General features: G+C 69.1%; 19 protein-coding genes. 7 read left to right on the plus strand and 12 right to left on the minus strand.

What is annotated here, in order from left to right:
* Positions 1 to 213: hypothetical protein (locus HHL10_RS30140; protein WP_205832846.1), on the minus strand; the 213-nt coding region annotated here is incomplete at its 3' end.
* On the opposite strand from HHL10_RS30140, the gene HHL10_RS00005 reads away from it, so the two are divergent.
* From HHL10_RS00005 to sctT, 4 genes are all read left to right on the plus strand, one after another.
* Positions 212 to 1,561 (plus strand): IS701 family transposase, encoded by a 1,350-nt coding sequence (locus HHL10_RS00005; RefSeq protein ID WP_169158302.1) that lies wholly within the window; start codon positions 212 to 214, stop codon positions 1,559 to 1,561. The genes HHL10_RS30140 and HHL10_RS00005 overlap by 2 nt on opposite strands.
* Before the next feature lie 236 nt (positions 1,562 to 1,797).
* Complete coding sequence (sctR, locus tag HHL10_RS00010) at positions 1,798 to 2,451, plus strand: type III secretion system export apparatus subunit SctR (protein WP_169158303.1); 654 nt, start codon at positions 1,798 to 1,800, stop codon at positions 2,449 to 2,451.
* Positions 2,452 to 2,491: 40 nt separating this feature from the next.
* A complete protein-coding gene (sctS, locus tag HHL10_RS00015) occupies positions 2,492 to 2,764 on the plus strand; it encodes a type III secretion system export apparatus subunit SctS (RefSeq protein ID WP_169158304.1) in 273 nt (90 codons plus the stop codon).
* Positions 2,765 to 2,769: 5 nt separating this feature from the next.
* Positions 2,770 to 3,570 carry a type III secretion system export apparatus subunit SctT gene (sctT, locus tag HHL10_RS00020; protein ID WP_169158305.1) on the plus strand — a complete coding sequence of 267 codons (801 nt, stop codon included), beginning with the start codon at positions 2,770 to 2,772 and terminating at the stop codon, positions 3,568 to 3,570.
* Between the two features lie 15 nt (positions 3,571 to 3,585).
* On the opposite strand, the gene HHL10_RS00025 is transcribed toward sctT, so the two are convergent.
* From HHL10_RS00025 to HHL10_RS00060, 8 genes are all read right to left on the minus strand, one after another.
* Complete coding sequence (locus HHL10_RS00025) at positions 3,586 to 3,945, minus strand: hypothetical protein (protein ID WP_169158306.1); 360 nt, start codon at positions 3,943 to 3,945, stop codon at positions 3,586 to 3,588.
* An 11-nt stretch (positions 3,946 to 3,956) separates the two neighbouring features.
* A complete protein-coding gene (locus HHL10_RS00030) occupies positions 3,957 to 4,310 on the minus strand; it encodes a DUF2875 family protein (protein ID WP_169158307.1) in 354 nt (117 codons plus the stop codon).
* 241 nt (positions 4,311 to 4,551) lie between these two features.
* Positions 4,552 to 5,988, minus strand: a complete 1,437-nt coding sequence (locus tag HHL10_RS00035; RefSeq protein ID WP_169158308.1) for a DUF4384 domain-containing protein — start codon at positions 5,986 to 5,988, stop codon at positions 4,552 to 4,554.
* Positions 5,989 to 6,108: 120 nt separating this feature from the next.
* Positions 6,109 to 6,843, minus strand: a complete 735-nt coding sequence (locus tag HHL10_RS00040; RefSeq protein WP_169158309.1) for an amino acid ABC transporter ATP-binding protein — start codon at positions 6,841 to 6,843, stop codon at positions 6,109 to 6,111.
* A 12-nt stretch (positions 6,844 to 6,855) separates the two neighbouring features.
* Entirely contained in the window at positions 6,856 to 7,524 is a 669-nt protein-coding gene (locus HHL10_RS00045) for an amino acid ABC transporter permease (protein WP_169158310.1), read from the minus strand.
* The gene (locus HHL10_RS00050; RefSeq protein WP_169158311.1) at positions 7,524 to 8,270 is read right to left on the minus strand and encodes an amino acid ABC transporter permease; all 747 of its coding nucleotides are present in this window, start codon (positions 8,268 to 8,270) and stop codon (positions 7,524 to 7,526) included. The genes HHL10_RS00045 and HHL10_RS00050 overlap by 1 nt, the downstream gene beginning before the upstream one ends.
* A gap of 123 nt (positions 8,271 to 8,393) precedes the next feature.
* Positions 8,394 to 9,290: an amino acid ABC transporter substrate-binding protein gene (locus HHL10_RS00055; protein ID WP_169158312.1), complete on the minus strand. Its 897-nt coding sequence runs from the start codon at positions 9,288 to 9,290 to the stop codon at positions 8,394 to 8,396.
* A 61-nt stretch (positions 9,291 to 9,351) separates the two neighbouring features.
* On the minus strand, positions 9,352 to 11,196 hold the full coding sequence (locus tag HHL10_RS00060) for an ABCB family ABC transporter ATP-binding protein/permease (protein ID WP_169158313.1): 1,845 nt from the start codon (positions 11,194 to 11,196) through the stop codon (positions 9,352 to 9,354).
* 37 nt (positions 11,197 to 11,233) lie between these two features.
* Between HHL10_RS00060 and HHL10_RS00065 the strand changes: the two genes are divergently transcribed.
* Positions 11,234 to 11,635: an acyl-CoA thioesterase gene (locus HHL10_RS00065; protein ID WP_169158840.1), complete on the plus strand. Its 402-nt coding sequence runs from the start codon at positions 11,234 to 11,236 to the stop codon at positions 11,633 to 11,635.
* Positions 11,636 to 11,647: 12 nt separating this feature from the next.
* Here the strand turns inward: HHL10_RS00065 and HHL10_RS00070 are convergent, their stop codons facing one another.
* On the minus strand, positions 11,648 to 12,409 hold the full coding sequence (locus tag HHL10_RS00070; protein WP_169158314.1) for an enoyl-CoA hydratase: 762 nt from the start codon (positions 12,407 to 12,409) through the stop codon (positions 11,648 to 11,650).
* A gap of 131 nt (positions 12,410 to 12,540) precedes the next feature.
* Here HHL10_RS00070 and HHL10_RS00075 point away from each other — a divergent pair, with 131 nt between their 5' ends.
* A complete protein-coding gene (locus HHL10_RS00075; protein ID WP_169158315.1) occupies positions 12,541 to 13,098 on the plus strand; it encodes an HNH endonuclease in 558 nt (185 codons plus the stop codon).
* Between the two features lie 182 nt (positions 13,099 to 13,280).
* A complete protein-coding gene (locus HHL10_RS00080; RefSeq protein WP_169158316.1) occupies positions 13,281 to 13,832 on the plus strand; it encodes an outer membrane lipoprotein in 552 nt (183 codons plus the stop codon).
* A 22-nt stretch (positions 13,833 to 13,854) separates the two neighbouring features.
* On the opposite strand, the gene HHL10_RS00085 is transcribed toward HHL10_RS00080, so the two are convergent.
* Positions 13,855 to 14,217 carry a hypothetical protein gene (locus HHL10_RS00085; RefSeq protein WP_169158317.1) on the minus strand — a complete coding sequence of 121 codons (363 nt, stop codon included), beginning with the start codon at positions 14,215 to 14,217 and terminating at the stop codon, positions 13,855 to 13,857.
* Positions 14,214 to 14,729 (minus strand): host attachment protein, encoded by a 516-nt coding sequence (locus tag HHL10_RS00090; RefSeq protein ID WP_169158318.1) that lies wholly within the window; start codon positions 14,727 to 14,729, stop codon positions 14,214 to 14,216. The genes HHL10_RS00085 and HHL10_RS00090 overlap by 4 nt, the downstream gene beginning before the upstream one ends.
* Positions 14,730 to 14,774 lie beyond the last annotated feature (45 nt).

Here is a 14,774-nt window from a genome sequence, read left to right on the forward strand (position 1 = left end):
CTGCCCAGCGGGCAGCTCCCCTTCACCGAACAGGCTGGGCTGGCCTTGTTCACTCCCTGCTGCGGACGGCGCTTGACTCATGCGCCCATTGTCCCGGCGGCCGGGAGATTCATTCACACCTTCTGAGCTCGACTTTGGCCATTCCCGCGCTGTAAAGGCGAAGCGGATCGGCTCGTAGACTGACTTTTCTCTCCGGGCAAGGGAGAAGGCCATGTCTGTTTTGCCGACCCGCTTCGCGCAGGTCATTTTGTGCTTCGCCGGGCTGTTTTGTCAGCGAACTTGGCAGCATGCCCAGTTGCTGCTCATGGGCGCGGTGCTGGTGCCCGGCGCGCGCACCGTCGCCAGCGTGCTGCGGGTACTGGGCTTGGCCGGCGAAGCGCACTTCGTGAACTTCCATCGCGTTCTGAGTCGCGCGGTGTGGTCGCCACGGGTGGCAGCACGCGTGCTGCTGGGGATGCTGGTGCGCGCCTTCGTGCCCGACGGACCCATCGTGCTGGGTATCGACGACACGATCGAGCGTCGGCGTGGGACCCACATCGCCGCACGCGGCATCTACCGGGATCCCGTGCGCTCGTCTCGCAGCCATTTCGTCAAGGTAGGCGGTCTGCGCTGGCTCAGCGTGATGCTGCTCGCACCTATTGCCTGGGCGCATCGCGTCTGGGCGCTGCCTGTGCTGACCGCCCTGGCACCATCCGAACGCCACGACCGCCAACACGGACGTCGTCACAAGGCGCTGACGGACCACGGCCGACAACTGCTGCGCCAGATCGCACGGTGGTTACCAGATCGGGAGTTGGTGATGGTGGCCGATTCGAGCTTCTCGGCACTGGAGTTTTTGAGCGCGCTGGCACCGCGCATGAGTTGCATCACGCGGCTGCGCCTGGATGCCCGGCTGTTTGCGCCGCCGCCGCCACGCAAGCCTGGACGCCCCGGACGCCCGGCACTCAAAGGCGAGCGGCTGCCCACGTTGGCCAGCAAGTTGATCAACGCCCGCACACGCTGGCAACGCGTGCTGGTGCCGGCCTGGTATGGGCTCACAGCACGCCCTATCGAGGTCGTCTCAGGCTGCGCGGTGTGGCAGCACCCGGGACTGCCGGTGGTGCCCCTGCGCTGGGTGCTTATCCGAGACCCGTTGGGGCGTTTCGATCCCCAGGCGTTGCTGTGTACCAACCAGGGCATGACAGCGCTGCAGATCGTGGCGTTCTTCGTTCGGAGGTGGCAGCTGGAGGTCACCTTCGAGGAGGCCCGCCGGCACCTCGGGTTGGAGACGCAACGGCAGTGGAGCGCGCTGGCTATTGCACGCACCACGCCGATCTTGCTGGGCCTGTTCTCGTTGGTGACGCTGCTGGCCAACACGCTCGTGCGCAATGGCAGCCTGCCCATGCGCCAGGCCGCCTGGTACACCAAAACCATCCCAACCTTCAGCGACGCGCTCGCAGCAGTCCGGGCGCACTGGTGGCGGGCCATCGGTTTAGCAACGTCCCGGCGCGAACGCGACATCATCAAAGTCCCGCGCAGTGTGTTCCGCCGCCTGCACGAGGCGGCTTGCTATGCCGCGTGATGGCCAAAGTCGAGCTGAGTGCTTGGATTTCGCCCGCCAGTGATACGGACTACATGGAATCTCAGGACCTTGATTTCCGTTCGCCCTGAGGTATCGAAGGGTGAACGGCTCCTGCCGTGCGGCAGGCGTCCGAGCCTGTCGGATTCGCACTTCGATACCTCAGTGCGAACGGCCATTTCACAACCAAGACGGCATTGAGTTGAACCGCGCGGCGCGGCCCCGCAACCCACCGCGCGATGGACCTCACCTCATTCACCCCCTCGTCGGCGCTGCTGACGGTCGTCCTGCTCGCGCTGGCGCCGTTCGTGGCGGTCATGGTCACCTCCTTCACCAAGCTGGTGGTGGTGCTGAGCCTGCTGCGCAACGCGCTGGGGCTGCAGCAGGTGCCGCCCAACGTGGTGCTCAACGGCCTGGCGCTGGTGCTGAGCATTTACGTGATGGCGCCGGTGGGCCTGGAAATGGGCCAGCGCCTGCAGGGCATCGACAACATCGGCGCCAGCACCGGCTCCATGCTCAAGGCCGCCGAGACGGCCAAGGAGCCGCTGCGCGGGTTCCTGGTGAAGCACAGCCGCCCGGTGGAGCGCGAGTTCTTCCTGAAGACGGCGCAGCGCGCGCTGCCGCCGGGCCAAGCCGCCAAGCTCACCGAACAGGACTTCCTGGTGGTGGTGCCGGCGTTCACCGTCAGCGAGCTGGCGGTGGCCTTCGAGATCGGCTTTTTGATCTTCCTGCCGTTCCTGGTCATCGACCTGGTGATCTCGAACGTGCTGATGGCGATGGGCATGATGATGCTGTCGCCGACCACCGTGTCGATGCCCTTCAAGCTGCTGCTGTTCGTGCTCATCGACGGCTGGGTCAAGCTCACCCACGGGCTGATCCTCACCTACCTCTGACCATGCCACGTTGCCTTGGCAACGGAGCCGGGAGACCGCCATGCACCACGGCGACATCGTGCAACTGACGCAGCAGGCGCTGTGGTTCGTGCTGCTGCTGTCGGCGCCGCCCATCATCGTGGCGGCGCTGGTGGGCCTGCTGGTGGCCTTCGTGCAGGCCGCCACGCAGCTGCAGGAGCAGACGCTGCAGTACGTGCTGAAGTTCTTCGCGATCGTGATCACGATCTTCCTGACGGCCTCGCTGCTGGGCGGCGGGCTCTACCAGTTCGGTGACCGCGTGTTCACCGACTTCGCCGGCCTGGTGCGGCGCTGAAGGGCATGGAAGCGCTGGCGCTGTTCGGCTCGCTGTCCGACACCGCCCTGCTGCTGGGCCTGTCGGTGACGCGCGTGGCCGTGTGCTTCCTGCTGGTGCCGCTGTTCACCGCGGAGGTGGTGCCGGCGTTGGTGCGCAACGCGCTGTTCGTGGCCGTGGCGCTGCTGGGCCTGGTGCTGCAGCCCTCGGCCGCGCCGGTGCACATGAGCGCATCCCAGTGGGCCGCGCTGCTGGCCAAGGAGGCCTTCATCGGCGGCGCGATCGGGCTGCTGTTCGCCGGCGTGCTGTGGGCCTTCGAGATCGCCGGGCAGCTCATCGACACCAAGATCGGCGCGACGCAGGCGCAGATCGCGGACCCGCTGTCGGGCCACCAGACCACGCTCAACGGTGCCTTCTTCGGCCGCCTGGCGGCCTGGGTGTTCATGTCCCACGGCGGCTTCATGCTGCTGGTGGGCGCGCTGGTCGAGAGCTTCAACCGCTGGCCGGTGCGCCAGCCGCTGGCCGGGCTGGCGCTGGGCGGCGTGCGGGTATTCGAAGGCGAGCTGGGCCGCATCATGCTGCTGGCGCTGCTGGTGGCCGCGCCGGCGCTGCTGCTGCTCTACGTGATCGAAGGCGTGCTGGGGCTGATGAACCGCTTCGCGCAGCAGCTCAACGTGTTCTCGCTGGCGATGTCGCTCAAGGCGGTGGCGGCCACGCTGATCATCCTGGCGCAGCTCGCCACGCTGATCCAGCTGCTGCAGGACGACCTGATGGCGCGCGCCGGGGTGGTGCTGGAGGTGGTCGGGAGGCTGGTGGCCGGGAGCTGAACGTCGGCCGGGATCTCAATCGCGGAACTCGCGCAAGGCCGTCGAGCCCGCCATCGCCGCCATCACGCGCCCTTCCTTGCCGATGGCCACGGCGGCGCCACGGGCGTAGAGCTCGACGAGTTCGCCGCGCTCGTTGTAGGCAAAGCGCAACTCACCGCCGTCGAGGAAGCACACATGGTGCGAGGCCATGCCGGCGACGTGCACCACCTCGTGGCTGTAGACCTCGCACAGGTTGCACAGGCCCACGCTGGTGATCTGCGGCAGCTCGGCAACCAGCTCCCCGCCGGTGCGCGTGAAGCGCGCGCCCCAGTCGGTGGCATGGGTCTCGCCTTCGGCCAGGCGATGGGCTTGGGACGGCAGGGCATGTTCGTTCATGGCGGGCTCCTTCACTGGGTGTAGTTGGCCGGGTCGATGGCGGGCGTGCCGTGGTGGCGGAACACGTCGCCGCCCTTGATGTGCTGCTGGCTCCTGATCTTTTCCGGGCTGGGCGGGGTGACGAAGACGATGCTGGCCTCGGCGGGGTCGCGCAGGTTGACGGCGGCGCTGGCGCCACCCTCGCGGTAGCTGGCGATGGCGCCAATGGCCATCTGCATGAACCAGGAGGCCGCGCCGGTGTTGCCCAGCCGGGCGTCGGTGGTCAAACAATCGATGTGCGCCTCGCTCCAGGCCAGGCGCAGCGTGCGCCGGGTCACGCCCAGACGTTGGTCGGCAAACAGCGATGACAGCTCGCAGAGGTCCATGCGCGATCTCCAGCGGGTGGGAGAAGCGCCGTCGGCCCCTCGGCCCGGGCGATCCGGGCGTGCGGGGCGAACTGCTCGGCACGGGCCTCATTGCCGCATGGCGGCGGCGCTGTCGGCCATGGGAGCTTGCTGGGGCGGGACCGGGAGGGCTGTCCCGGCGGGCATGGTCAAAAGCTCCCGATCGGCGAGGCAGTGAGGGTTGGCGCGCTTGCGCGGCGACCCCGCATCGGACACGCCCCGCTCAGCGCGGCTGCAGCGCCAGCAGCTCGTGCGCCAGCGTGCCGGCGCCGGCACGCTGGAAGGCCTCGCGCACCTGCTCCAGCGACACCGGCAGCGGCGTGAAGTCCCCGCCCGCCACCGTCGCGGGCAGCGCCGGCAGCACGTCGCGCTCGGTGGCGAAGCAGGACACCGCCTCCTTCACGCCCTGCCCGTTCATGCGCAACTCGAAGCGCATCGGCCCCGGCAGCCGCAGCCCGGCCGCCGCATTGACGCGCGAATCGGCCTGGAAGCGGTTGGGGAAGAAACGGCGCACCTGCCGGTGCTCGTCCTGGTGGAAGCAGTAGACATGCGCATCGCGGCTGGGGCGCAGCTCCAGCTCGATGCGCTCGCCGCCGCGCAAGCGCCCCGCCTCGCTGGCCGTGGCCACGCGCAGCGCCAGCGGGGCGGCGGCAGGCGCCGCGGCCGGCACGGGGGCCGTCGCCACGGCGGGCGCGGGCGCGGGCGCGGGCGCGGCCGGGCCCTGTGCCGGAGCGGGCGCCGGCGCCGGTGCGTTGTTCGCCGCGGCGCCGCGCGCGGCGATCTGGCGGTGGTCGGCGCGCAGGTAGGCCTTGAGGAAATCGTGGGTGAGCTTGGGCTCGCGCGACAGGCCCAGCGCCTCGCGGTAGCGGGCCACAGCGTCCTTGGTCTTGGCGTTGACCACGCCGTCGGCCGGCCCGTCGTACACGCCGCGCAGCCGCAGCTGGTTCTGGAACCAGCCGATCAGCTCCCTGGGCCGCGCGGCCAGGGTGTCGTACCAGTCGCGGACCTCGGCCTCGACCTCCGGGTGCTCGGCCTCGGCGCCCAGGCAGCTCCAGTACGGCACCTTGGCCAGCCGGCCCACGAGCTGGATGCCGGCCACTTCCGTCAGCGCGCGCACCGCCTGCGGATCGCCGCCGCGCGTGGGCACGACGAATGACTGGCCGAAGACGCGGATCTCGGCCACGCCGCTGCCGTGCAGCGTGGCGCGCTGGGTGGACGCGCCACCGGGCACGGCGCCGCGGTCCTGCGCCGACAGCAGGCCCAGCGTGACGGCGCGCGTGGCGGCATCGGGCCGCTGCACGGCGCCCTGCAGCATCAGCGGGGCGCCGCCCTGCCCGCCCGGGGCCGGCACCGTCAGCCGGATCGCCTGGCTGCGCCGTGACATGGCGCCGAAGGTGGCCTGCAGCAACTCGCGCGGCACCACCGACTGGCGCCCGCCGCTGTCGGGCGGCTCGCTCACCGCCAGCGGGAGGTCGCGCACGCCGTGGTCGAGCAGCAGGTCGTCCATGCAGCGCAGCCCGGCGGAGAAGTCCTCGACCTGGCGGCCGCTGGGCGGCGGCGCCGCGGGCTCGGGCGGCGTGGCCGCGCAGGCGGCCAGCAGGGCGGCAATGGCCAGGGACAGCGCGCTGCGGGCGCGGCGGGTCAGCGACGGGTGGGTCATGACAGGCAACCTTTGGTCCTCGGCCACGGGGCGGCGCGATGGGCTCGCGCGAGGGAATGCCTGTCTCAGTTGCGCGCCGGCCGCCAGCGGTTCAAAGCACGGCGGCCGGCATGGGACGGATCAGTGGTTGAGGATCTTGGAGAGGAAATCCTTGGCCCGCGGCGCGCGCGCCTCGGGGTTGCCGAAGAACTCCTCCTTGTTGCAGTCCTCGATGATCTTGCCCTGGTCCATGAAGATCACGCGGTGGCTGACCTTGCGCGCGAAGCCCATCTCGTGCGTCACGCACATCATGGTCATGCCCTCGTGGGCCAGCTGCACCATCACGTCCAGCACCTCGCCCACCATCTCCGGGTCCAGCGCCGAGGTGGGCTCGTCGAAGAGCATCACGATCGGGTCCATCGACAGCGCGCGCGCGATGGCCACGCGCTGCTGCTGGCCGCCGGACAGTTGCCCCGGGAACTTGTCCTTGTGCGCCATCAGGCCCACGCGGTCCAGCATCTTCAGCCCGCGCTTGAGGGCCTCGTCCTTGCTGCGGCCCAGCACCTTGATCTGCGCCAGCGTGAGGTTCTCGGTCACCGACAGGTGCGGGAACAGCTCGAAGTGCTGGAACACCATGCCGACGTGGCTGCGCAGCTTGGGCAGGTCGGTCTTGGGGTCGGCGATGCTCACGCCGTTGACGATGATGTCGCCCTTCTGGAAGGGCTCCAGGGCATTGACGGTCTTGATCAGCGTGGACTTGCCCGAGCCCGAGGGGCCGCAGACCACCACGACCTCACCCTTCTGGATGCTGGTGGTGCAGTCGGTGAGCACCTGGAAGCTGCCGTACCACTTGCTGACGTTCCGGATGTCGATCATGAGGATGCTCTCTCAACGGATGATGGCGATGCGCTTCTGCAGCCGCTTGACCAGCATGGACAGGCTGAAGCAGATCACGAAGTAGACGAGTGCCGCGACGAGGTAGGTCTCAACGGGGCGGTTGTAGTTCTTGCCGGCGACCTCGAAGCCCTTGAGCAGGTCGTAGGCGCCGATGGCGTAGACCAGCGAAGTGTCCTGGAACAGGATGATGGTCTGCGTCAGCAGCACCGGCAGCATGTTGCGGAAGGCCTGCGGCAGCACCACCAGCTGCATGGTCTGCTTGTAGCTCATGCCCATGGCGTAGCCGGCGTAGACCTGCCCGCGCGGCACGCTCTGGATGCCCGCGCGCATGATCTCCGAGTAGTACGCGGCCTCGAACACGGTGAAGGTGATGGTGGCCGAGATTTCCGCACCCAATGGCTGCCCGGTCAGCAGCGGGATGAGCAGGAAGAACCACAGGATCACCATCACCAGCGGGATGGAGCGCAGCGTGTCCACGTAGAGCTGCGCCGGGACCTGCAGCCACTTGTGGCTGGACAGCCGCATCATCGCCAGCAGCGTGCCGATGACGATGCCGCCGATCATCGCCACCACCGTGAGCTGCAGCGAGAACAGGAAGCCCTTGATGATGAAGCCGGTGACGACGTCCCAGGTCAGGAAGGAGAAGTCGAGGTTGAGCATCACTTGGCCCCCCCGACGGCGGTTCCCGGAATCCGCAGCCGCTTCTCGATGAACAGCGCGATGCGGTTGACCAGCAGGGCGGAGACGAAATAGAGCGCCGTCACGGCCAGGTAGATCTCCACGCCGCGCGAGGTTTCCTCCTGGGCCTGCATGGCGAACATGGTCAGCTCGGCGATGGACACCGCGAAGGCCACGGCCGAGTTCTTGATGATGTTCATCGACTCGCTCGTCAGCGGCGGGATGACGATGCGAAAGGCCATGGGCAGCAGCACGTAGCGGTAGGTCTGCGGCAGCGTCAGCCCCAGTGCCAGCCCCGCGTAGCGCTGGCCTTGCGGCAGCGCCTGGATGCCCGCCTTCACCTGCTCCGACACGCGCGCCGAGGTGAAGTAGCCCAGCGCGAACGCCACCAGCATGAAGCTGGGGAAGGCTTGCAGCGGCGGGATGAGCGCCGGCAGCACGTGGTACCAGAGGAAGAGCTGCACCAGCAACGGGATGTTGCGGAACAGCTCCGTCCACGCGTTGCCCAGCGCCACCAGCACGCGGCTGGGCGTGGTGCGCAGGATGCCCACCACCGAGCCCACCACCAGCGCCACCAGCAGCGCCAGCAGCGCCACCGACAGCGTCCAGCCCCAGGCCGAGAGCATCCAGTCGAGGTAGGTGATGGAGCCGTCGCTGCCAAAGCAGCGCGGCACCACCTCGCCTTCGATGGTGTCCCGGCAGAACACCTGCCAGTCCCAAGTCGCCACGTTGTTGTTCTCCCTTCGCGGCGCCGGCGCGGCGGCGCCCCAAGAAAAAGGCGCGGAAGACGGCTGTTGCGTCTTTCCGCGCCCGCGGTTACTGCGTGCTCGTCACGGCCATGCCGCGTTCGGTCACACCTTCTTGGCGTACTCCTCGGCCGGCTTGCTGTTGGGGCTCTTCAGCGCCTCCTTGAGCAGGTCGCTCATGGGCAGGTTGACCACGGCACCGGTGGGCGGCGTGGGCTGCATGAACCACTTGTCGTAGAGCTTGTAGATCTCGCCGGACTTGACCATGTCGCCGATCGTCTGGTTGACGATCTTGCGCAGGCCCTCGTCCTCCTTGCGCATCATGATGGCGATGGGCTCGACCGACAGCGGCTCGCCCACGATCTTGAAGTCAGCGGGGTTCTTGCTGCGCGCGATCAGGCCGGCGAGCAGGCTGGAGTCCATCACGAAGACGTCGGCGCGGCCGCTGTCCACCAGCAGGAAGCTGTCGGCGTGGTCCTTGCCGAACACCTCCTTGAAGTCCACGCCTTCGGCGCGCTTGTGGCGGCGCAGGGTCTGCACGGAAGTGGTGCCGGTGGTGGTGGCCACCGTCTTGCCCTTGAGGTCGGCCACCGAGTTGATGCCCGAGCTGGCCTTGGCGGCCATGCGCACCTGCTCGACGAAGGTGGTGTTGGCGAAGGCCACGTCCTTCTGGCGCGCGAGGTTGTTGGTGGTGGAGCCGCATTCCAGGTCCACGGTGCCGTTCTGCACCAGCGGGATGCGGTTCTGCGAGGTCACGGGCTGGTACTTGATCTCCAGGCGGCGGCCGACGGCCTTCTCGACGGCTTCGACGGCCTTCTCGCAGATCGCCACGTGGTAGCCGACGTACTTGGAGCCGCCCAGGGTGTAGGACAGCACGCCGGAGGATTCGCGCACGCCCAGGGTGATGGTGCCCGTGTCCTTGGCCTTTTTCAGCGTATCGGACTGGGCTTGCGCGGCGCCGACGGCCACCAACAGCGCGGCGACGAGCAGAGACTTCTTCATGCGGGCTCCTTCCTTGACGGTGAGGTAAGTAAAGTTTGTGAAAGCCATTCTAGGGGGCCGGTCAGGCCACGCGGCCCGCCGGCCCGTCGATCGCGGCCTCGCCCCCGCTTTGCTGCAGCTGCCACATGCGCGCGTAGCGGCCCTGCAGCGCCAGCAGCTCGGCATGCGTGCCCTGCTCGACGATGCGGCCCTGCTCCATCACCAGGATGCGGTGGGCATCCACCACGGTGGAGAGCCGGTGCGCGATCACCAGGGCCGTCTTGCCCTGCGCGGCGCTCTTGAGCTCGGCCTGGATGGCGCGCTCGTTGGCCGAGTCCAGCGCCGAGGTGGCCTCGTCGAAGATCAGGATGGGCGGGTTCTTGAGCAGCGTGCGCGCGATGGCCACGCGCTGCTTCTCGCCGCCCGAGAGCTTCAACCCGCGCTCGCCGACCACGGTGGCGTAGCCCTTGGGCGTGGCGGCGATGAAGTCATGGATGCGCGCAGCACGCGCGGCAGCCTCCACCTCGGCGCGGCTGGCGCCGGGGCGGCCGTAGGCGATGTTGTATTCGACCGTGTCGTTGAACAGCACCGTGTCCTGCGGGACGATGCCGATGGCCTGGCGCAGGCTGGCCTGCGTGACCTGGCGGATGTCCTGCCCATCGATGGTGATGCGCCCGCCGCCCACGTCGTAGAAGCGGTAGAGCAGCCGCGCCAGCGTGGACTTGCCCGCCCCGGAGGGCCCCACCACCGCCACCGTCTTGCCCGCCGGCACCTCGAAGCTCAGGCCCTGCAGGATCGGCCGCGCCGCCTCGTAGGCAAAGCTCACATCCTCGAAGCGCACGCAACCTTCACTGACGCGCAGCGGCCGGGCGTCGGTCGCGTCCGCCACCTCCCGGTGCGTTTCCAGCAGGTGGAACATGCGGTCCAGGTCGGTCAGCGACTGCTTGATCTCGCGGTACAGCACGCCCAGGAAGTTCAGCGGGATGTAGAGCTGGATCATGAAGGCGTTGATCATCACCAGGTCGCCCAGCGTCATGCGCCCCTCCACCACGCCCTGCGTGGCGCGCCACAGCATGGCCACCAGCGCCACGGCAATGACGAGCTGCTGCCCGCTGTTGAGCAGGGAGAGCGTGCTCTGGCTCTTGAGCGCGGCCTTGCGCAGCTGCTCCAGGCTGCGGTCGTAGCGGTGGGCCTCGAACTCCTCGTTGTTGAAGTACTTGACGGTCTCGTAGTTCAGCAGCGAGTCGATGGCCTTGGTGTGGGCCTGCGAGTCGAGCTGGTTCATCTCGCGGCGGTACTTGGTGCGCCACTCCGTCACGCTGATGGTGAAGGCGATGTAGCAGACCAGCGCCGCCAGCGTGATCCAGGCGAAGCCGGCATCGAACTTCACCGCCAGCAGCGTCAGCACCAGGCCGACCTCGATGAGGGTGGGCAGGATGCTGTAGAGCGAATAGGAGATGAGCGAGTGCACCGCGCGCGTGCCGCGCTCGATGTCGCGCGTCATGCCCCCGGTCTGGCGCTCCAGGTGGAAGCGCAGGCTCAGCGCGTGCAGATGGCGGAACACCTGCAGCGAGATGCGCCGCGCCGTGCCCTCGGTGGCGCGCGCGAAGATCAACTCGCGCAGCTCGGTGAACACGCTGGTCGAGAGCCGCAGCGCCGCGTAGGCCACCAGCAGCCCCACGGGCACCACCAGCATCGACGCGGCGCTGCCGGGCTGGATGGAGAGCGAGTCCACGAGCTGCTTGAGCAGCAGCGGCACGCCGACGTTGGCCAGCTTGGCCGCCACCATGAAGGCCAGCGCCGCGCCCACGCGCCAGCGGTAGAGCCACAGGTAAGGCAGCAGCTTGCGCAGCGTCGCCCAGTCGGAACGGCGGGTGGAAGGATCGGCCGCCGAGTCGGCAGCAGGGGAACGGGCCAGGGCGCGCATGATGTGAACATCAGTGACAACCCTTGCCATCATGCCCATGTCTGAAGAAGTTTCTGCCGTACTGCCCACTGACAAGGAGCTGGTGCTGCGTGTCATCCCGATGCCCTCGGACGTCAACGCCAGCGGCGACGTCTTCGGCGGCTGGGTGATGGCGCAAGTCGATCTCGCCGGGGCCGTGCTCCCCGCGCGGCGCGCCCAGGGGCGCATCGCCACCATCGCCGTCAAGGAGTTCGTCTTCAAGCAGCCCGTGCGCGTGGGCGACCTGCTGAGCTTCTACGCCGAGATCGTCCACGTCGGGCGCAGCTCGATGACGGTGGACGTGGGCGTCTACTCCCAGCCGCTGCACGACGCCGGCAAGGTGCTCAAGGTCACCGAGGCGGTGCTGACCTACGTCGCCGTGGACGAGCAGGGCCGGCCGCGCCCGCTGCCGCCGGCCTGAGCCCTCTCCTCTTCAGAACTTCGAGAAGTCGGGACGCCGCTTCTCGAAGAAGGCCTGGAAGGCCTCCTTGGCCTCCGGGCTGCGCAGGCGCTGCACGAACAGCTCGCGCTCGGCCTGCAGCGCCTGGCGCAGCGCCGGCAGCACCGGCGCGCGCATCAGCGACTTGGTCTGGCGCACTGCCTCGGGCGGCAGCTGCGTGAAGCGCATCGCCATGCGCCGCGCCTGCGCCAGCACCTCGCCGGGCGGCATCACCACGTTGGCCAGCCCCAGCTCCACCGCCTCGGCGCCGGTGAAGGCGTCGCCCAGCATCAGTTTCTCCGCGGCCCGCACATGCCCGATGCGCTGCGCCAGCAGCAGGCTCGAACCGAACTCCGGCACCAGCCCCAGGTTGACGAAGGGCAGCGCCAGCTTGGCCTCGTCGCAGACGACCACCAGGTCGCAGTGCAGCAGCATGGTGCAGCCGATGCCGATGGCCGCGCCGGTGACGGCGGCCACCAGCGGCTTGTCCAGGTCCAGCAGCGACTCCATGAAGGCGAACACCGGTGCGTCCTCGGCGCCGGGCGGGTGCTGCAGGAAATCCTCCAGGTCGTTGCCGGACGTGAAGATGCCGGGCTGCCCGGTGATCAGGACGGCGCGCACGGCCGGATCGGCCTGCGCGGCCTGCACGGCTTGCGCCAGCGCGGCGTACATGGCCTGCGTGAGCGCGTTCTTCTTCTCGGGGCGGGCAATCTCCAGCGTGGCGACGCCGTCGACATTGGCGGTGCGGATGCTCATGGCACGGTGCAAGGGCAAATGAAATAAGCGGGGCACGATAGCAGGGCCGCGCAATGGCCCTGATGGGGGAAAAACATCCCCTGTTGATGCGTCCATGCGCAATGGATTACGCTAGTTGCGGGAGAACTGCCGTGGATGTGCTGCAACTCGACGTGTCCGGACGCCCGCAAGCCTGGATCACCGCCCGCGAGGCGGCTGTGATCTACGCCACCGACGGCGTCGCGTGGACCCTGGGCTACCCTTGCGCGGTGCTGCGCGGGGGCATCCAACGCGCCACCGGGCGCGTTTCTCGTATTGAAGTGCACTCGATCATCGCGGTGCGCGGCGCGATTCCCAGCCGCGCCTGGCGGCAGACGCCGGCCCTGAGCAACACCAAGCTCTTCGCGCGCGACCGCTTCATCTGCGCCTACTGCGGCCGCCACCACGACCCGGAAGATCTCACGCGCGAGCATGTGATTCCCACCTCGCGCGGCGGCCAGGACACCTGGCTCAACTGCGTCACGGCCTGCCGTTCCTGCAACGGCCGCAAGGGCAACCGGCTGCCCGAGGAGGCGCGCATGAGCCTGGTCTACCTGCCCTACGTGCCCAGCCTGCACGAGGACATGATCCTGCGCGGGCGCCGCATCCTGGCCGACCAGATGGAATTCCTGCTCGCCAGCGTGCCGCGCTCGAGCCGGCTGCACGGCTGAACGAGCCTCATCCGCCGGCGCGGCCGGGCCTTTGCCGCCCGTGCCGCTTCCGCCGTTAATCTTGGCCGGTTGAACGCACCCGGGCCACTTGTCCGCCCGCGGCGGCGGCATGACAAGGCGCAGTACGCCGTCAACGCCGCCACCGCGGCGGCCGTTGCCCGGGAATCCAGACCGGAGAACCCATGAAATACAAAACCCTGGCCGCCCTGGCCATGGCGGCCGCGCTGGCCGCCTGCAGCACCACCAGCCCCGACGTGATCCAGCGCGGCGACGCGCAGCGCCTGTCGCAGGTGCAGGACGCCACCGTGCTGAGCATGCGCGACGTGGTCGTGGAAGGCAGCCAGAGCGGCGCCGGCGCCGCCACCGGTGGCGTGCTGGGCGGCATCGCCGGCTCCAGCCGCAGCAGCGGGCGCGAGTCGGTGGCCATCGGCGTGGTGGGCGCCGTGGCCGGCGCGCTGGTGGGCCACGCCATCGAGCGCGGCGCCACGCGCGAGAACGCGGTGGAGATCCTGGTGCAGCTGCGCAACGGCGAGCGCCGCGCCATCGTCCAGGCCAAGGGCAACGAGAACTTCATGCCCGGCGAGCCGGTGGTGCTGGTCACCACGGGCGGCAAGACGCGCGTGGTGCGCAATCCCGGCGCTGCGCCGGCGCTGGCGCCGTATCCCGCAGCGCCCATGGCCACGCCGCCCGGGCTGCCGGCACCGGTCTACTCGCCCGGCGGCCGACAGTACTGAGCCCGGCGCCGCGCGGCGCCGGCTACACGTCCAGCGTGTAGACCTGCGCCTCGCGCCGCTCCTGCGGCGCATGGCCCTGCAGCGGCCGGTCCCATTCCGGCGCCTCGGCGCCGCGCCCGGGGACGAGGCCGCTGGTCATGACGGCTACCTCCTCGCTGGTGGCGTCGAACTCCGCCACCTGCACGCGCGCCTCGTCGAACAGCCGCGCCACCATCGCGCCGCCCGAGTCGATCAGCACCAGGAACTTGGCCGGCTTCTGCAGGGGAAGGCTCCTCGAGCCGCGCTTCACGCTGGCACCGGGGAGCCCGAACGAAGAAGCCGTATCCGCACCGCCCTCGCCGTCCAGTCCCATGCCCAGGACGTTCTCCATAGGCACTGTCGTCATGCCCCCACGCCGCGGGTGGCGTCCGTGCCGGGATGACCGCTGTTGCGCCCGCCGCTGCTGTCATGCGCCGGCTCCTCGCCGAAGATGCGCTGCGCCAGGTCGCGGCCCTTGAACTGCAGCAGGTCCTTGTTGATCTCCTGCGCCACCGTCTGCTGCACCTGCGGGCTCAGGTGCTGGCGCAGCCGGCCCAGGAAGCGCGGCGCGGCGGCGATGTGCAGCGCGCCGTAATGCTCCTTCTGCAGCGCCTGCGCCAGGTACTCGGCCACGCGGCGCGCGAAGAGGTCGGCCTCCTGCTCCAGCTTGTCGGCCCCGGCCGAGGTGGTGATGCTGCTGACCTGCCCGGTACCGCCATGCGCGCGGCGGCCGTGCGCGTCGCGCTGCAGGTCAGCCTCGTCGGCATGGGCGGCCGCGTCGGTGAGCTCTTCCACGTCCTGCAGGTCGGCGCCGCGCCGCTCCTGCGCCAGGATGCGGGCGCGACCCTCGTCGGCCAGCACGATCCACGTCGGCTTCATCGTTGGTACTCCTTGTCGGTGTGTGAGTGGGGAAATGCGAGGGCG

Source organism: Azohydromonas caseinilytica, assembly GCF_012927045.1.
Classification (GTDB): domain Bacteria; phylum Pseudomonadota; class Gammaproteobacteria; order Burkholderiales; family Burkholderiaceae_C; genus Azohydromonas; species Azohydromonas caseinilytica.

What these genes read in the sequence shown, in the direction of transcription:
- sctR (WP_169158303.1), top strand. Translation starts at nt 1,798, where the DNA reads ATGGACCTCACCTCATTCACCCCCTCGTCGGCGCTGCTGACGGTCGTC.
- HHL10_RS00060 (WP_169158313.1), bottom strand. Translation starts at nt 11,196, where the DNA reads ATGCGCGCCCTGGCCCGTTCCCCTGCTGCCGACTCGGCGGCCGATCCT.
- sctS (WP_169158304.1), top strand. Translation starts at nt 2,492, where the DNA reads ATGCACCACGGCGACATCGTGCAACTGACGCAGCAGGCGCTGTGGTTC.
- HHL10_RS00025 (WP_169158306.1), bottom strand. Translation starts at nt 3,945, where the DNA reads ATGAACGAACATGCCCTGCCGTCCCAAGCCCATCGCCTGGCCGAAGGC.
- HHL10_RS00030 (WP_169158307.1), bottom strand. Translation starts at nt 4,310, where the DNA reads ATGGACCTCTGCGAGCTGTCATCGCTGTTTGCCGACCAACGTCTGGGC.
- sctT (WP_169158305.1), top strand. Translation starts at nt 2,770, where the DNA reads ATGGAAGCGCTGGCGCTGTTCGGCTCGCTGTCCGACACCGCCCTGCTG.
- HHL10_RS00080 (WP_169158316.1), top strand. Translation starts at nt 13,281, where the DNA reads ATGAAATACAAAACCCTGGCCGCCCTGGCCATGGCGGCCGCGCTGGCC.
- HHL10_RS00045 (WP_169158310.1), bottom strand. Translation starts at nt 7,524, where the DNA reads ATGCTCAACCTCGACTTCTCCTTCCTGACCTGGGACGTCGTCACCGGC.
- HHL10_RS00085 (WP_169158317.1), bottom strand. Translation starts at nt 14,217, where the DNA reads ATGACGACAGTGCCTATGGAGAACGTCCTGGGCATGGGACTGGACGGC.
- HHL10_RS00055 (WP_169158312.1), bottom strand. Translation starts at nt 9,290, where the DNA reads ATGAAGAAGTCTCTGCTCGTCGCCGCGCTGTTGGTGGCCGTCGGCGCC.
- HHL10_RS00035 (WP_169158308.1), bottom strand. Translation starts at nt 5,988, where the DNA reads ATGACCCACCCGTCGCTGACCCGCCGCGCCCGCAGCGCGCTGTCCCTG.
- HHL10_RS00070 (WP_169158314.1), bottom strand. Translation starts at nt 12,409, where the DNA reads ATGAGCATCCGCACCGCCAATGTCGACGGCGTCGCCACGCTGGAGATT.
- HHL10_RS00040 (WP_169158309.1), bottom strand. Translation starts at nt 6,843, where the DNA reads ATGATCGACATCCGGAACGTCAGCAAGTGGTACGGCAGCTTCCAGGTG.
- HHL10_RS00090 (WP_169158318.1), bottom strand. Translation starts at nt 14,729, where the DNA reads ATGAAGCCGACGTGGATCGTGCTGGCCGACGAGGGTCGCGCCCGCATC.
- HHL10_RS00065 (WP_169158840.1), top strand. Translation starts at nt 11,234, where the DNA reads ATGTCTGAAGAAGTTTCTGCCGTACTGCCCACTGACAAGGAGCTGGTG.
- HHL10_RS00005 (WP_169158302.1), top strand. Translation starts at nt 212, where the DNA reads ATGTCTGTTTTGCCGACCCGCTTCGCGCAGGTCATTTTGTGCTTCGCC.